13 protein-coding genes are annotated in these 17,699 nt (G+C 44.2%); 1 reads left to right on the forward strand and 12 read right to left on the reverse strand.

The genetic code is table 11. The features are described from left to right. Positions 1 to 111: 111 nt before the first annotated feature. The 12 genes from HMPREF1534_RS17575 to HMPREF1534_RS17525 form a co-directional block, all read right to left on the reverse strand. Positions 112 to 1,347, reverse strand: coding sequence for an HD domain-containing protein (locus HMPREF1534_RS17575; protein ID WP_005935995.1), 1,236 nt, complete (start codon positions 1,345 to 1,347; stop codon positions 112 to 114). Next, positions 1,347 to 2,171, reverse strand: coding sequence for an orotidine-5'-phosphate decarboxylase (pyrF, locus tag HMPREF1534_RS17570; protein WP_005935998.1), 825 nt, complete (start codon positions 2,169 to 2,171; stop codon positions 1,347 to 1,349). Before pyrF ends, HMPREF1534_RS17575 begins: the two co-directional genes overlap by 1 nt. A gap of 25 nt (positions 2,172 to 2,196) precedes the next feature. After that, entirely contained in the window at positions 2,197 to 3,309 is a 1,113-nt protein-coding gene (gene prfA / locus HMPREF1534_RS17565) for a peptide chain release factor 1 (RefSeq protein WP_005936001.1), read from the reverse strand. A 6-nt stretch (positions 3,310 to 3,315) separates the two neighbouring features. Then, entirely contained in the window at positions 3,316 to 3,609 is a 294-nt protein-coding gene (locus HMPREF1534_RS0118760; RefSeq protein ID WP_117573557.1) for a hypothetical protein, read from the reverse strand. Positions 3,610 to 3,628: 19 nt separating this feature from the next. After that, positions 3,629 to 4,795 carry an AIR synthase-related protein gene (locus tag HMPREF1534_RS17560; protein WP_018452611.1) on the reverse strand — a complete coding sequence of 389 codons (1,167 nt, stop codon included), beginning with the start codon at positions 4,793 to 4,795 and terminating at the stop codon, positions 3,629 to 3,631. Positions 4,796 to 5,184: 389 nt separating this feature from the next. Beyond that, positions 5,185 to 6,186, reverse strand: a complete 1,002-nt coding sequence (locus tag HMPREF1534_RS17555; protein ID WP_005936010.1) for an AI-2E family transporter — start codon at positions 6,184 to 6,186, stop codon at positions 5,185 to 5,187. A 58-nt stretch (positions 6,187 to 6,244) separates the two neighbouring features. After that, a complete protein-coding gene (locus HMPREF1534_RS17550) occupies positions 6,245 to 7,195 on the reverse strand; it encodes a tetratricopeptide repeat protein (protein WP_005936012.1) in 951 nt (316 codons plus the stop codon). A gap of 14 nt (positions 7,196 to 7,209) precedes the next feature. Then, complete coding sequence (locus tag HMPREF1534_RS17545; RefSeq protein ID WP_005936014.1) at positions 7,210 to 9,423, reverse strand: beta-N-acetylglucosaminidase; 2,214 nt, start codon at positions 9,421 to 9,423, stop codon at positions 7,210 to 7,212. A gap of 47 nt (positions 9,424 to 9,470) precedes the next feature. Continuing rightward, positions 9,471 to 11,366: a RecQ family ATP-dependent DNA helicase gene (locus tag HMPREF1534_RS17540; RefSeq protein ID WP_005936017.1), complete on the reverse strand. Its 1,896-nt coding sequence runs from the start codon at positions 11,364 to 11,366 to the stop codon at positions 9,471 to 9,473. 6 nt (positions 11,367 to 11,372) lie between these two features. Beyond that, positions 11,373 to 13,094 carry a single-stranded-DNA-specific exonuclease RecJ gene (gene recJ / locus HMPREF1534_RS17535; protein ID WP_025066759.1) on the reverse strand — a complete coding sequence of 574 codons (1,722 nt, stop codon included), beginning with the start codon at positions 13,092 to 13,094 and terminating at the stop codon, positions 11,373 to 11,375. A 174-nt stretch (positions 13,095 to 13,268) separates the two neighbouring features. After that, a complete protein-coding gene (locus tag HMPREF1534_RS17530) occupies positions 13,269 to 14,477 on the reverse strand; it encodes a C1 family peptidase (protein WP_005936020.1) in 1,209 nt (402 codons plus the stop codon). A 33-nt stretch (positions 14,478 to 14,510) separates the two neighbouring features. Next, positions 14,511 to 15,902, reverse strand: a complete 1,392-nt coding sequence (locus HMPREF1534_RS17525) for an aminopeptidase P family protein (RefSeq protein ID WP_005936022.1) — start codon at positions 15,900 to 15,902, stop codon at positions 14,511 to 14,513. Positions 15,903 to 16,148: 246 nt separating this feature from the next. Between HMPREF1534_RS17525 and HMPREF1534_RS17520 the strand changes: the two genes are divergently transcribed. Then, complete coding sequence (locus HMPREF1534_RS17520; protein ID WP_167321119.1) at positions 16,149 to 17,666, forward strand: sulfatase; 1,518 nt, start codon at positions 16,149 to 16,151, stop codon at positions 17,664 to 17,666. The last annotated feature ends 33 nt before the right edge of the window (positions 17,667 to 17,699 follow it).

Genomic DNA, 17,699 nt, shown 5'->3' on the forward strand with positions numbered 1-17,699 from the left:
TTCTAAATGTTTCTGTTTTATTACTCGCGCGTTACATATCTGTGTAACCACACTATTAATTATGCAAATTACGCATTTTTTTTTTATATATCCGTACAATTCGCTAATTATTTAATGTCCGCCTTCTTCAGGGCGCAGGTAACATACATAATATTTCTTGACTTTTCGAGAGAGTAGGGAGATATTCAGCATATCCGAAGCTTCGGCAATGTCCTTGGTGCTTCCGTCGTTGTAGATGATTTCAATGCTGTCGTCTTCCTTTTTGTACATGTCATTTTCTATACTGGATATCGATAGAAAATAATTCGCTTCTTTCCTGTTGATATATAACTGATTACATATCCTTGAAAGCAATTCTTCCTTTCTCTCTTTCGAGATGGGGGAAGAGGTGACTTCTACTTTAAAGAGATGACGGTTGATGAGTCCGCGACTCAAAGTAGAGAGTATAATATCACTGTGGCTGCTCCATACTTTCAGTGCAGTCCATATATCGTTGTCGTCTAATTGAATAAAATATTCTAGACAATTAGAATCATTATAAAATTCTTCTTTACTAATGGAATGGTACAGGAAGAACTTCAAAGCCGGGGAAGCAAACAATTCGACTCCTTTTGAGGCTAATTCTTTGGCACGGAGCAGCGTACTGATGAGCATCTTTTCGCTGGCTACGGATGTTTTATGCAGGTAGACTTGCCAATACATCAAGCGGCGTGATGTCAGAAAGTTCTCTATGGAGTAGATTCCTTTTGATTCGACTACCAGATGATCGTCTTTTACGTCCAGCATCTTGATGATACGCGCCGAACCGATATTGCCTTCCGTTACTCCGGTATAAAAACTGTCGCGGCGCAGATAGTCCAACCGGTCCATATCCAGTTGTCCGCTTACCAATTGATGAAGAAACTTCTTGGGGTACTCGTCTTTGAAGATTTGGATAGCAAGATTGAGCTGTCCTTTTAAGTCTTTGTTGATACGCTCCATCAGCATCAGTGAAATTTCTTCATGCGAAACTCCTGTGACCAGTGTGTTCTCCAGAACATGCGAAAAAGGTCCGTGTCCGATATCGTGAAGCAAAATAGCCGCCTGAACAGCTTCCGCTTCGCTGTCAAAAATGAAATTACCTTTGGCTGTAAGATGGCTGATGGCTTCACTCATCAAATAGAAGGCTCCCAGCGAGTGCTGAAACCGGGTGTGTTGCGCTCCCGGATACACAGCAGAAGATAACCCCAGTTGCTTTATGCGTGTAAGGCGTTGCAGCAACGGGTGGCATACAATATTATATAACAACCCCTTCGGGATATTGATAAACCCGAAGACGGGGTCGTTTATGATTTTTCTTTCACTCATTAAAGGATTGCTTTCAACTGTTCTTCCATTTGTGCCTGAACTTTCTTGGCTTCTTGTCCGGCTACGTTTGCGAAGTTTTCAGTTTTATCGGCATAGATAATGGCGCGGCTGGAGTTGACAATCAGTCCGCAAGTGTTGTTCATGCCATATTTGCACACTTCTTCCAATGAACCGCCTTGTGCACCGATACCCGGTACCAGCAGGAAGTGGTTGGGAACAATCTTACGGATATCTTCGAATGCACGTCCTTGGGTGGCACCTACCACATACATCATGTTTTCATCGTTTGCCCAATTCTGTGAGGTGCGCAACACTTTTTCAAACAGGCGTTCTCCGTTGGCATCTTCTGTCAGTTGGAAGTCATGCGAACCTTTATTGCTGGTCAAAGCAAGCAGAATAACCCATTTGCCTTCGTAAGTGAGGAACGGAGTTACGCTGTCTTCGCCCATATAAGGAGCAACAGTGACAGAATCGATGTTCAACTCTTCGAAGAAAGTACGGGCATACATAGCCGAGGTATTACCAATATCGCCACGTTTGGCATCGGCAATGATGAATTGGTCAGGATAGTTTTCCTTGATGTAGTTCACTGTTTTTTCAAAAGCAATCCATCCTTTCACGCCCATGCTTTCATAGAAAGCCAGGTTGGGCTTGTATGCAATACAGTAAGGAGCTGTAGCATCGATAATAGCCTTGTTGAAAGCAAAGATAGGGTCTTCTTCCTTCAACAGGTGTTCGGGGATTTTCTTTATGTCAGTATCCAGTCCTACACAGAGGAATGATTTCTTTTTTTTGATGTTCTCAAATAATTGTTGCTTGTCCATAGTTATACTATTTAGCTTAATATTATTATAATTCACTCTCCTTCAATCGCTCTGCATTTTCGGCCACTATCAGATGGTCGATGCAATCTTGAATATCACCGTCCATAAAAGCAGCCAGATTGTAGATGGTGTAATTGATACGGTGGTCGGTGATACGTCCCTGCGGGTAGTTGTAAGTACGGATTTTGGCCGAACGGTCTCCGGTGGATACCATAGTTTTACGCTTGCTGGCAATATCATCGATATACTTTTGATGTTCCTTGTCATATATAAAGGTACGCAGGCGCGAAAGGGCGCGTTCTTTGTTCTTTGGCTGGTCGCGGGTTTCGGTACATTCGATGAGGATTTCCTCCACTACTCCCGTATTCGGGTTTTTCCAGTTGTAACGCAGACGCACTCCCGATTCTACCTTGTTGACGTTCTGTCCGCCGGCTCCACCGCTTCGGAAAGTATCCCATTTGATTTCGCCTTCGTTGATTTCCACATCAAATGGTTCGGCTTCCGGCAATACGGCAACAGATGCCGCCGAGGTATGCACACGCCCTTGTGTTTCGGTAGCCGGAACGCGCTGCACACGGTGAACTCCCGATTCGTATTTCAGCGTGCCGTACACTTTGTCGCCGGTCACATAACAGATAATTTCCTTGAATCCTCCGGCAGCACCTTCGTTGGCACTGGAGACTTCCAGTTTCCAACCTTTCGTTTCGCAGTATTTACTGTACATGCGAAACAGGTCGCCGGCAAAGATGGCTGCTTCATCGCCTCCCGTGCCGCCACGTATTTCGAGGATGGCATTACGGTCGTCCTGCGGGTCGGCGGGAACAAGCAGCAGTTTGATTTCCTCTTCTAGTTCGGGAATACGCACTTCGCAGGCATTAGCCTCTTCGCGTGCCATTTCTTTCATTTCGGGGTCGGATTCGGTTGTCATTATCTGCTTTGCCTCTTCCAGTCCGTTCAGACATTGTATATATTCTTTGCGGGCCTTCATAATGTCGCTCATATCCTTGTATTCCTTGGTGAGCTTGACATAACGCTTTTGGTCTGCAATCACATTCGGGTCGGTGATGAGGGTGGAAACTTCCTCAAACCGGGCTACCAGCCCTTCTAATTTTTCAAGTAGGGTATTATTGTCTGCCATATATGTTTATTTGTTCTTGGTTTCAATCCAGGTAAATATGACGGCCATAGCGAGTAGGAGAATGACATATCCTATCCATTGCCATGTTGTGTATTTTTTTACCCATTTCTTGGATTGGAAGTACACGTCTGCAATGATGCCTGCCGTAGCTCCTATAGCCATATAAGTAACGTTTTTTAGAAAAAGACTGTCCAACCATACGCTCAGACCTATACAGGCTGCTCCCAGAAAGATACATGCTAGCATCAGCAGGCAACCTTTGGGTGGTATTCCTTTTCTTGTTTCTTTGTTTTCGTCCATGGCCTTCTCTTTGCCGGATTTAGTATTTAAACTCCCCAAACTCGGAGCGGATAATCAATTCTTTCTTGTCGCTTTCTTCTACGCGTCCCACAATTTGTGCGTCGATATTGAACGACTTGCTGATAGCGATTACTTCTTCGGCATGCTCCGGTGACAGGTAAACTTCCAGACGGTGGCCCATATTGAATACCTTGTACATTTCTTCCCAATCGGTGCCGCTTTGTTCCTTGATGGTCTTGAACAGCGGGGGAACAGGGAACAGGTTGTCTTTCACTACACGTACTTTGTCTACAAAGTGCAGAATCTTGGTCTGTGCACCGCCTGAGCAATGAACCATACCGTGAATTTCGGGACGAAGTGCATCCAACAGCTTCTTCACTACCGGAGCGTATGTGCGAGTGGGTGATAAAACCAACTTGCCTGCATCCAGCGGACTGTCCTCCACTTTGTCTGTCAGTTTCAGGTTTCCGCTGTAAACTAATTCTTCGGGCACGGCCTTATCATAACTTTCGGGATATTTCTCTGCCAGATATTTAGAGAACACATCGTGGCGGGCGCTGGTCAGTCCGTTGCTTCCCATACCGCCGTTATATTCTTTTTCGTAAGTGGCTTGTCCGTAAGAAGCCAGACCGACAATGACGTCACCCGGACGGATATTGGCGTTGTTGATGACATCGGCGCGCTTCATGCGGCAAGTCACGGTAGAGTCTACGATAATGGTACGGACCAAGTCGCCTACATCGGCAGTCTCGCCGCCGGTGGCATAAACGCCTACTCCCATATCACGAAGTTCGGCAAGCAGTTCGTCCGTTCCGTTGATGATGGCAGAAATGACTTCTCCGGGAACGAGCAGTTTGTTGCGTCCGATGGTGGATGAAACCAAAATGTTGTCGACAGCACCCACACAAAGCAGGTCGTCAATGTTCATAATCAGTGCATCTTGCGCAATGCCTTTCCACACACTCAGGTCGCCTGTCTCTTTCCAATAAAGGTAGGCCAAGGACGATTTTGTGCCTGCACCGTCGGCGTGCATGATGTTGCAATATTCGGGGTCTCCGCCCAGAATATCAGGGATTATCTTACAGAAAGCTTGGGGGAAAATACCTTTGTCAATGTTCTTAATGGCGTTGTGTACATCTTCTTTGGATGCTGACACGCCGCGCTGCATGTATCGTTGATTACTCATGAGTTAAATGTTTTGTTCAATTGAATGCGCAAAAATAGCTATTATTTTGCTTATAGCCTTGAGTTTTACAAAAATAAAAAGAAATCCGGGGGTATGTTTTGCTTCCTGTCTGTATTTATTCCGATGCTTGGCCCCGATATTAGCCGGATTAAGCCTTTTCATCCTTTTGATTAAGTCTTTTGATAGGGCAGATTATTACAGACTTCGGCAATGGACCATACAGTCCGTTGTAATGGACTGTATAGTCTGCCGTAGTAGACTGTACGGTCTGCCGTAATAGACTGTACGGTCTGCTGCAGCGGACTGTAATAATCTTCCGTTTGAAAGAGCTTAGCCGACAGTAAAGAGTTGCTTGGTCTTCCCTTTTCTGCGAGAAGCAGGATAGTTGTTTATTTCAGGTATTGCTCTTTAAAGATATTGACGCATAGAATGAAGATGGAAATCAGTAGCGGACCGAATATCACTCCCATGAAACCGAATAGAGACAGTCCGATGACAACTCCGAATATCGTGATGAGAGGATGGGTGTCTGCCATCTTTTTTTGGAGAATAAAGCGGATGAGGTTATCGATATTGGTTACTATTAACCCACAGTAAAGAAGCAAGCCGATGGCATGAGGCCAATCACCCGATATAGCCATGTAAGCAGCTAAGGGAAACCATACAAGGGTTGTTCCCACAATAGGAATGACGGTGGCAAAGCAGGTAAGGAAACCGAAGAGCAATGCACTGGGAGCATCAAACAGGTAATATCCCAACGTAGCGATTGCTCCTTGAATGATTGCCAATAATGGGATACCTATCGCATTTGCCCGGACAATCATATTGATTTCGTTCATTACATGTTTCTTGTTGTTGTCACTGAAGGGGAGAAGCTCATAAATATATTGTTCCATTTTTGTTCCTCCAATCAGCATGAAGTAGAGTACAAAAACCAAAACAAACAGATTGACGGCAAAACTGCTGATGCCGCCCATCAGAAATTGGCCGATGCCGGGGAGTATGGATGCTATCGAGCTTATGTTTTCTTTGCTTAGTAAGTCATATTCTGTCTTCCGGCGAATCCAGTCGGCAAGGTTGGTAATTGTGTCGACAAAAGTGGCGGTGTCTACATTGACGGTCTGTAACTTGCTGATGAGCAGCCATACAGCCAATGAGAGAGGAACAAGAAAGCAGAGTATGGCTTCTATCAACAGGATAATGGCAGTGATGCTTTTCCTTATTTTTTTCTTTTGGGTAAGATAGAGCATCTGGTCTCTGACCATGATGTAGATAGTACATGCTCCTAATATTCCTCCCATAAAAGGAGTCATTTTCAAGAAGAGCAAAAGCCCTAATCCTAGTATGATGGTGATAAGGGAGTATTTCCGGTATTGTTCTTTTACGCTCATGTTTTATTGTATATCTCCTGGTGGATAAACAATAAAACAGAGCATAATGTTCATTTCATCAGAAGGGAACGTTCTTTGTCATGTTCTCGTAATTGTTATATTGCCCGCTGATGTTTCCTTCTGTTTCGGGAGCCAGTTCCATAGCCTTTTTCATATCTTCCACAGAGCCGTCTTTGTCACCTTTCAACAGTTTGATGCGACCTCGTTCGTGATAGGCTTGTGCAAAGTTGGGATTGATTTCGATGGCTTCATCATATACTCCGATGGCCTTGTCGAAGTCTTTCTTTGTAAGGAAAAGCTCTCCCAACAGCAGATATGCCTTTTCATTAAAAGGATTGAGCGACAATACTTGATTGAAACATTCCTCTGCCTGTTCCTCTTCACCGGTTGCTGCAAGGATTTCTCCTTTCAACAGCAGAGCTTGTTCGTCTTCGGGGTTGAGGTTCAGTAATTTCTGAATGTCCTCTGCGGCATCTTTTGCTTGCTTCATGCCCCATAATACTTCAGCACGTAATTGGTATGCCTCCGTATAATCTTCTTTTAAGACAATTGCTTTGGTCAGCATGGCAATGGCATTGATTTCTTCTTTCATTCCCACCGCTGCCTTGGCAGTGAGATAATAGGTCAGCGGATTCTTGTCGTCTAAAGCAAGTGCTTTTTGGCAGGCATCGTTCATGCCTTCATAGTCTTCCTGCATGAAGCAGATACTTGCTAATGACAGAAAAGTGTTGACCTGTTCCGGCTCTTTTTCTGCCATGCGGTTGAAGGTGATGCGTGCATCATCCAGGCGGTTGGCCTGGATGTATGCATTGGCAAGCAAGGTGAGCGTTTCCATTTCGTCATTGATGGCAACTGCTTCCTCAAAACATTTGATGGCGTATGGCAATTTGCCCATGTGCCGGGCGCGGATACCATCATATTTTAAAATCTCAAAGTTCTTTTTATCGTTTTTCTCTTTTTCTGTTTCAGGGGTATTGCTCCCACCGAATAAAGATTTAAAAAAGCCCATAATTTATAATCGTTTTATTTGTCTACAGTAATAACGAATCGTCTGAGATAGATTTCTTGTTCTTTGTCTTGGCTGTTGCTGAATCTCACAGCTTTGACGGGAGCTTTCTGCAGATCTGCTGTCAGGCGATTCTTTTCCTGCTTGTAATCTATTTTCTTCCATTCTTTGCCGTCGGTCGAAACTTCAAGTACTCCCCAGGTTGCCACTTCGGGTTTGCCGAAGTCAATGTCAATGCTTTGTGCCGGATAAACGTTGTCCAGTTCGATGGTGATAAAACCTTTGCCTTGCCATTTGATTACTTCCAGTGCCGGAGACACTTGGATGCGGTTGGTTTTTAACTGTAATGGCAGGTTTCTGATTTGTTCCACATCACTGATAAGCTTATGCGGCATATAATCGGTAGTTGCATCCAGTAGGGTATTATATTTCTTGTTATAGCGTTCTGTGACTGTGGCAAAAGTTTGGTCAATCAATGGCTTAATCACTTTTGTGGCAGTTTTTACGCCCGGCTGGTATGGATTCTGATTGTAAGTCTGGTCTATTTGGAACATCTGTTGCTGTAACGCTTTTACATGCTTGTATTTGCGCATAAACAGTTCCTGGTTGCCGTTTTCGTATGCTTTTGCCATGGCCAGGACTTCTTCTCCTGTTTCGCCCAGCAGCTTGAATTGTGTCAGCCATGGTTTCATTTCTTTTACCAATGGAGTGTTTTCGGCGTCAGTCAGCAAGATATCACCGGATTCTGCCATTCTGCCGAAAGTTTCCTGCAGGGCGGCATAATCGTTTTCATTGTATTTCTCGCCTTTTATATAACTGTCGGTAAAACTTTGGGCAACGGGTTGCAAGGCAACGGATTCGTCACGACGATATCGGTGTCCGTTAGCTCCCAAATCGGAATTATGTGCCGCAAAGAATTCCAGTTCTTCGGCAGATGCAGGCATAATGTTTTTGATGGCATCTTTCCAAGTCTTTTCACTGTCATACTTTTCGGGGTTCCATGAGTAGGATGCCACTCCGTATATGGCAATCTTCGATGCTTCGGCATGTTCCATCGGATTGGTCACGAAGCCGGACATTTGGTCAGCTATCCGGGTGTCATTGCCGTATACGGGACCGAGCAGCAGGTGGTCGCGTACATAGTCGGAAACAGGGAAGTTCCACCAGATATAGGCCGGACGTTTGATACGTTCGTTAATCCATTGGATGCCTTCTTGGGTGATGTCGGAGATAACGCGGTCGCCTGTCCACATGATTTGGATACTCGGATTCAGCTTGTCGCCCAGTGTGGTGAGATATCCGCCTTTAGGGTCGGACCAGCTTTTGTTATACTCTGTGGGACACATGACAAGGGGAGTCACGTCCTTTTTCACTTTTACAAAGTTTTCGTCGATGTAGTTCAACAGCTCTGCCTGTTTGACAGGGTTGGTTCCTTCACCCGAAATATCGTCAAAGAAAACAGCGAAAGAGCGCACGCCCAAGTCATACATCTTTTCAAACTTTGCCAGCAAGTTGTCACGGTCTTCCTGATTCCACTTGATGTCTTGTCCCGGATGAATGGCCCATACGAAATCGACTTCATTTTCTTTAGCCACCTTTACCAGTTCTTGCAATTGTTCGGCTTCTTTTTCGGGATAGGGCAGACGCCAGTTGGGAGAACTGTGGTAAGGGTCGTCTTTAGGTCCGTAGATATACGTGTTCATCTTGTTTTCGCCATAGAATTTGAGTTGGCGCAGACGAGCGGCATGGCTCCACGGAGTGCCATAGAATCCTTCCACTACACCGCGGAAGCGGATGGAGGGGTAGTCTTTTATTTCGACAGCCGGAAGTTGGTTGTCTTTCAACAGGCGGCTGAGAGTCTGCAAGGCATAGAATGTTCCTCGTTCGTCATTTCCTGCCAATACGATTTCTTTATCGTTGATACAAAGATAGTAGCCTTCCTTTTGATTGGGAATGCGGCGGGCAAACTTGCGGATGGCTTTGTCTCCCTTTTCCCCGATATAGATACGTAGACCTTCTTTGGCAGAATGATTGCCTGCCAATAATTGTTTTAATTGTTGTACTGCATAGGGGTTGGCTTCCGTGTCTCCCGTGAATTGATAGCTTCCGGGTAAAGTGATTAGCTGTCCGGATTCGGAAATCTGTTGAGGAACAGGCTGGATGTCTGTATGTTGTGCAAATGCATTGAATCCTGTAAACAGACAAATAATTGCTAAATACGCTTTTCTCATGTCTTATTTGGGGTAAAAGGTTAATAAATCAGTGGCAAAGATAATACTTATAAAGAAAGAATTCCATCATTTGATTGTATTATTTCTTCGGATAGGAGGTATGAAAGCACTCTTTCTGCTTTTTCGCGTTCTCCGTTTATGCGGTTTAACAGAGTGGCGGCAGAGAGGGGAGAAGTTTCGAGCTGTTCGCGGATTTGATTTTCCATCTCTTGAAATTCCCCCAGTTTCATACCCGAATGATGTTTGCTGAGACATACGTCACATAAACCGCAGTTATGCTCGTTTTTCTCGCCAAAATAGCGGAGCAGCATACGGCTGCGGCATTTGTCTTCGGCAGTGGCATACTCTGTCATGGCCTTGATTCGGGTGATATAGCTTTCCTTGCGCTCTTCATAGATGTCACGGGTGATGGCAAGTCGGCCGGCCTCCTGCCGTTCACGGGTATATATAATGTAAGGTGTCTTCTTGCGCGGAATATAGTGCAGTATATGGCGGCGGGTCAGCATCAGGAGAATTTCATAAATGCGTTGGCGGGTCAGTCCCGAGCGGATGGCCAGAGAGTCTTCGTTTATATAGGCATAGTCGGTAAACAAGCCGGTGTAAGAGCGAAGGATGACATTGATGAGTTTCTCTGTTTCGGGGTCGGTCTCGCGGAGTTTGTACAACTCGTCTCTGTGGATGGTGAACAGAATGCGGGAAGCATTGTCTTGTTCATCTGTATATTCCAGATATCCGGCACGTGTCAGTATTTTTAAGGCACTGTCTGCTTGTACAGGGAAATGCTTGAAGTTACGGCAGAATTCATCCAGATTGAAGGCAAAGGTACATCCCAAACCGTCTCCCATCGCCATCTGGAAATAGTAGTTCACATCTTCATATACTTTGCGGATGTATTCTTTGTCGGGGAATGTGTCGGTAATCCGTTTGCTGAGTGTTGCTTTATCGCTCTTGGCATAGAGCAGGACGGCATAAGCTTTTTGTCCGTCTCTCCCCGCACGTCCGGCTTCTTGGAAATAGGCCTCGGGTGAATCCGGCAAATCAACATGGATGACGAGACGTACATCCGGCTTGTCAATACCCATTCCGAATGCATTGGTGGCAACCATGACACGGCTTTCGCCCGATAACCAACTTTTCTGCCGTTGGTCTTTGACGTCATTGTTCAGTCCGGCATGATAAAAGGTGGCTGTAATTTCATTGTTTACCAGTAATTCCGCTACTTCCCGGGTACGCTTCCGGTTTCGGGTGTATACGATGGCGCTTCCTGACACGCTGTTCAGAATATGCAGCAATTCTTCCTGTTTGCTTTCTGTGTTGCGGACAATGTAAGCCAGATTCTTTCGCTCAAAGCTCATGCGGAAAATGCGGCTGTCTTCTCTAAAACCTAATTTAGTCTGAATATCCTTTACTACTTCGGGGGTAGCTGTGGCGGTAAGTGCCAATACCGGAACAGTAGGAAGCAACTCCCGAATTTCGGAAATCTTTAAATAGGCAGGGCGGAAGTCATATCCCCATTGAGAGATACAATGAGACTCGTCGACTGTAATCATGTTGATTTTCATATTCCGCAGTTTGGCGCGGAATATATCAGTGTCCAGTCGTTCGGGAGAGATATAGAGAAATTTATAGTCACCGAATATGCAGTTCTCTAGTGCAACAACAATCTCTTCGCGCGTCATGCCCGAGTAAACTGCCAGTGCTTTAATTCCCCGGTCTCGAAGATTGCGCACCTGATCTTTCATGAGCGCAATGAGAGGAGTAATGACCAGACACAATCCCGGTTGTGCCAATGCCGGTACCTGGAAGGTAATGGATTTACCTCCACCGGTAGGCATCAGCCCCAATGTATCATGTCCTTTTCCGATACTTTCTATGATTTCTTCTTGAATACCGCGGAAGTTATCATAGTTCCAGTATTGTTTTAGAATCTCTTTGTAGGTCACCCTTTTCTATTCCTCACTAGGTTTGATATCTTCAATCTGTAACTGCACCTCTCCGCGCTTATGCGTGTTTTCTTCGATGGTATAACAGATGTCGAACGAGCGCTTGGTCTTGATGTAACGGGCTTGTGAGCTTTGTCCGAAAGCGATTCCGTTCATGACGTTATTTGATTTGTTGTCGACCAGCTCCAGCTTGATATGTTCCTGATCACGGCCTACTACTTTGCTGGTTCCGTAATCATATACATTATGTGTACAGAATACCGGTTTGTGATTATCCGGGCCGAACGGATTGAACTTTTTCAGGTCGGCATGAAATTTCGGGGTAATGTCGCGGAAATCTATTTCGGCATCGATGTCTATCACCGCACTGGTTTGTTCGGGTAAAATATGTTCGGATACATATGTTTCGAAACGGTGGGTGAACTCTTCTACATTTTCTACTTTCATCGAAAGACCTGCCGCATACGTATGACCACCAAAGTTTTCCAGTAAATCACGACAGTTTTCAATAGCCTTATACACATCAAAACCGGAAACGGAACGAGCCGAACCGGTTGCCAGGTTATCCGTGCGTGTCAGTACCACTGCCGGACGGTAATAAATTTCGGTCAGGCGTGAGGCTACAATCCCGATAACTCCTTTGTGCCATGCTTCATTGTAAATGACAATGGTACGACGGTCTGCCAATCCTTCCAGACTGTCCACAATGTGGTTGGCCTCTTCAGTCATGGTTTTGTCAAGGTCTTTTCGGGTCTCGTTGTACTGGTTAATCAGATTGGCTTTCTCCAAAGCAGAAGAGAAGTCTTTTTCTATCAATAGTTCTACAGCCTCTTTACCGTTCTGTATACGACCGGAAGCATTGATGCGCGGACCTATTTTGAACACAATGTCTCCGACAGTGATTTCTTTCTCGGATAATCCGCAAATGTCAATAATTGCTTTAAGTCCTACGCTTGGGTTGGAATTCAACTGTTTCAGCCCATGATAAGTCAGTACACGGTTTTCTCCCATGATGGGGACAATATCAGAGGCTACACTGACTGCAACCAAATCCAAAAGGGGAGTCAGCTGGTTGAACTCGATACCGTTGTTCAAAGCAAAAGCCTGCATAAATTTGAATCCTACACCACACCCTGACAGATGTTCGTAAGGGTAAGTGGCGTCCGGGCGTTTGGCATTCAGAATAGCTACGGCAGGAGGCAGTACATCATCGGGTACATGATGGTCACAGATGATGAAATCAATTCCTTTTTCTTTTGCATATGCAATTTCTTCCACCGCTTTAATGCCACAATCCAATACGATAATTAGTTTTACACCTGTTTCGTATGCATAATCCACCCCTTTCACTGATACTCCATAGCCTTCGTTGTAACGGTCGGGAATATAGTAATCAATGTTCGAATAGAACTGCTGGAGAAACTTGTATACCAATGCTACGGCTGTTGTGCCGTCTACATCATAGTCTCCATAAACCAATATGCGTTCTTTCTTTCCCATAGCTTGGTTTAGGCGTTCTACGGCAATGCTCATATCCTTCATCAGGAAAGGATCGTGTAGTTCGCTAAGCTGTGGGCGAAAGAATCTTTTAGCCTCTGCTGCTGAGGTTATACCTCTTTCTAGCAATAGCTTACAGAGGACGGGATTGATTCCTGTCTCTTTAGCTAATGCTTTAGCTGCTTCTGTCTGTTCTTGGCTTGGAGGTTGGTAATTCCATTTGTGATTCATTTTATATATTGTTTTTTCTTTTTCTTCTCGCATGGGGAGGCTTCGCTTTTATTTGTTTCGGGCAGTCTCCAATTAATCCGTAAAGTTAGGAAAAAACAAATAAAAAAACCGTTAATTCCGTATATATTTTTACGGAATTAACGGTAGTGCTTTAAATACTAGTATATTACAGCATTATTTAATACCTAACTTTTTAGCGATTTCTTTAGGAAGTGCTTTCTTGTTGACAACGATATTCATGGTTTTATAGCGCACGAATGCTTTTGATGCATACCATACACCGTTATATTTGCCGGCTTTGCCCCAAGAGTTCTTTACCATATAGTATTCATTTCCATCCTGGTCTTTGGCGATACCATAAATCTGCATTCCGTGGTCATCGGTAGTTTCCCAGTTGTCATATGCTTCCTGGCGTTCTTCCTGAGTGCACCATTTCTGAGGTTGCGGTTTGCTGTTCAGTTTCTTTTCTTCCGGTTTCATTTTCAGCCAATGTGCCATGTCGGAACCACTTAATTCCTGTACTTTTTCAGCATCGGGCATCACTGCGATACCATCGCGGGTAAATCCTTGTTCGCTGACGTCAGACCCCCATGCAATAGTATAGCCGGTATTGATGGCGTTGTCAAATACTTCCATCAGTTCGTCAATTGGTAGGTTGTAAGATTGTCCCCAACGCCAGTTGTCCTGAATTTCAAGAACAAACGGTTCATAGAACGGATGATGGGTGTAAGAAGTCAATGAAATATAATCGTCCGGATTCAGTCCGGTTGATTCGAAGAATGACTGCGGAGTATATTCTTTCCCTTTGTAAGTGAATTTTTCGGGACATTCACCCAAATAAATGTCATGGATGGCAGCAATAGCTTTCTTCCACAGCGGTTTACGGTTTTCGTCTGTTTGGAGCGAACGGTGTTTTCCTTTTGCGATGGCAGCAACAACCGCATCAGATACGGCAGTCAGTTCTGTATGGTTACTTAATGTATCTCCATACATCACACCCGGGCGCATTTCTTCTTCCGGCACCAAACCGAATTTTTTCATACCATATATTACATCATAGAAAGAACCTCCTTGTGAGAAAGATACATCTCCATGAGTGCGCACTGCTGCATCGGCACGGTCAAGATAAGTTTGATGTACGATGTACATTTCGGACAAGTCGTATTCTCCTTTTCCCATACGGAGTAATTCTGATTCCAAAAAGGCCATACTTGAGTAGCACCAGCAAGTTCCTGCACGGTTTTGGTTCTTAATAGAAGTAATAGGAAGTTCCTTTACGGTAGTAAATACAAATCCTTCTTCTTTAGGTTCTTCTTTTGCTTCTTGAGCCGACAGACTCATGCTGAAGAGTCCGGCTGCGGCGAGTAATGTAAATCTTTTCATTCAGTGATAATAGTTTTGTTTGATATTAAATTATTATTCATTCATAATTGCTTCTACCTCTTCGATGGTGATGGGGATGCGTTTTTCTCCGGTAAAACGAGAGCCTTCGGGGGTAATCAGAATATCATCTTCCAGACGTATGCCGCCAAAGTCTTTAAATTTATCAATCGCATCGTAATTCAGGAAGTCGGTATGCATCTTTTCGGCTCTCCACTTGTCAATGAGAGCGGGAATAAAGTAACAGCCCGGTTCGTCTGTGATAACAAAACCTTCTTGCAGACGACGCCCCATGCGCAAAGAAGCAAGTCCGAATTGTGACGAAGGGCGTACTTCATCGTCATAACCGACATAAATCTGTCCCAGATCTTCCATATCATGTACATCCAGTCCCATCATGTGGCCCAATCCGTGAGGGAGGAATAAGGCATGTGCACCGGCTGCAACAGCTTCGTCTATATTGCCTTTCATCAGTCCCAGGTCTTTCAGTCCTTGTGCCAATACTTTACATACTTCTTGATGTACCGACATGTAAGTGATGCCCGGTCGGGCAATTTCCAATGCTTTGTCGTGGCAGGCCAATACTATATTATATACATCTTTTTGACGTCCTTGGAATTTTCCACCGACAGGAACGGTACGGGTATGGTCGGAACAATAATTGCTCAGTCGTTCTGCACCTGCGTCGGTCAGCATCATGCGTCCTACTTCCAAAATGTGGCTGTGGTCGTGGTTATGCAATGTTTCACCATGCTGAGTCAGGATAGTGGCAAACGAAGTCATGCTTCCATAAGAAGAAGCGATGCCGTCCAATACTCCGGCAATATATTGTTCTTTTACTCCCGGTTTGCATAAACGCATGGCAGCAGTATGCATTTCATAGCCGATATTGCAAGCCAAGTCAATTTCTTCTATTTCACAGGCTTCTTTTACAGAACGTAAAGCAACGACGGCTTTGATCAGTTCCAGTGAAGCATATTTTTTAACGATAGAAGCACGGATACCGGTCAGCTCTTCCAACAGCATCATGTTATCATAACGATAGGGAGGAAGAAAGTGAACTTTTCTGCCTTGTGCAATGGCTTTTCCCACTATTTCTTTCAGTTGTGCAAAAGGAAAACTCTGCTGAACACCTACCTGTGCGGCCAAGTCCTTGACGCTTGGTTGAGGTCCCATCCAGATAATATCGTCCATATCGACATCATTGCCAAAGAAATAGTCTTCTCCTGCTTCAACGTCCATCACTCCTGCATATCCCGGATGAGAATGACCGAAGAAATAGAGGAAAGAACTGTCTTGACGAAATTTATATGTATTATCCGGGTAGTTTGCCGGAGCTTCGTTATTGCCTAGTATAAGGATAAGGCCGTTTTGCACTTTATTTCTCAGTGCTTGCCGACGGTTTTTATAAATAGCAGAATCAAACATGGTTAACTTGATTTTAATTGAATATTAATGAACTGTTTGCAAATGTAACAATTATAATTTTAAATTCATGCGCAGAAGTTTAAAAAATAATCACTGCGGAGTGACTTTGACCTTATTTATCCCTGTATATTTTTTTATTCTTTCTTGTATAAACGGGAATTTCTTAATAACTTGCCGCATGTTTTCAATGAGATTTTTATTAAATCTGTTTCTTTTAATTTCTTAATAACTAACCAAATGAATGGAATGATAAGCCGAAGCCTGATGGGGGTCTTTTGCAGTGCTTGCTTTTCGGTGATGAATGCACAAGACCGTCCCAATATTGTAGTATTTATTGTGGATGATATGGGGTTGATGGATACTTCTGTTCCTTTTGTAACAGACCATCATGGAAATGCGGTAAAACAACCGTTGAATGAATGGTATCGCACTCCTAATATGGAACGCCTTGCCAAACAGGGTATTCGTTTTTCTACTTTTTATGCTCAGAGCGTGAGCTCCCCTTCAAGAGCTTCTATTATGACAGGGCAGAATGCAGCCCGGCATCGCACTACAAATTGGATTCAGCCGGAGAATAACAACCGTACTCCTTATGGACCGTTGGATTGGAATTGGAAAGGACTGACTCGTAATAATCTCATTTATCCTTATGTATTGGAACAGGCGGGCTATAAGACCATTCATGTAGGTAAAGCGCATTTTGGCTGTATAGGCAGCGAAGGGGCTGATCCTAAGAATTTAGGCTTTGACATTAATATAGCCGGTTCTGCTATCGGCAGTCCGGGCAGTTATTATGGAGAAAACGGTTATGGGGCGATAAAAGGAGCAAAGTCTCGCGCTGTTCCCGGTTTGGAGCAGTATTTTCATACCAACACTTTTTTGAGCGATGCACTGACATTGGAGGCGGATAAAGAAATAGAGAAAGCTGTTGCCGAAAAACGACCTTTTTACTTAAACATGGCTCATTATGCCGTTCATTCTCCTTTCGAGACAGACAAACGGTTTATAGGACATTACACAGACCCGAAGAAGAATCAACAAGCATGTGCCTTTGCCACTTTAATCGAAGGTATGGATAAATCATTGGGAGATTTGATGGATAAATTGGAAGAATTAGGTATTGCTGAGAATACATTGATTATCTTTTTGGGGGATAATGGAGGTGATGCCCCTTTGGGGGGAGCTGCGGATTATGGCTCGTCAGCACCTTTTAAAGGTAAAAAAGGTTCGGAATATGAAGGCGGAGTGAGAGTGCCTTTCATTGTTGCCTGGGCGCATCCTGATGCGGAAAATAAGTTTCAGAAAGCTTTTCCCGTTGCACAAAATGCCATACAGACACAGATGGGGACAGTGATGGATATCTATCCCACCGTATTGTCTGTTGCCGGAGTAAAAGTACCGGAAAATCATATATTGGACGGCTCCACCCTTGAAAGAATGATAGCAGGCAAGAAGGATAAAGCACATCGGGATGACTTCCTGATGCATTTCCCTCACGAACACCGTGGCAGTTATTTCACTTCATACCGCAAAGGTGACTGGAAGCTGATTTATTATTATAACCCGGAACATCCCGATGCTCCTTATTATAAGCTGTTTAATCTGTCAGAAGATCCCAATGAGAAGAATGATGTGGCAAAAGCAGAGCGGAAGAAAGCCAAAGAATTGTTTGGGCTGATGGTGAAAAGATTAGAGATGGAAAAGGCACTCTATCCCATCGACAAGGATAAAAATGAGTTAAGACCTTTTTTTATAGCAAAATAATTTTTGAAGAAAAGATGTTTGAATATTCATCGA

It is taken from the genome of Phocaeicola massiliensis B84634 = Timone 84634 = DSM 17679 = JCM 13223 (assembly GCF_000382445.1).
GTDB lineage: Bacteria > Bacteroidota > Bacteroidia > Bacteroidales > Bacteroidaceae > Phocaeicola > Phocaeicola massiliensis.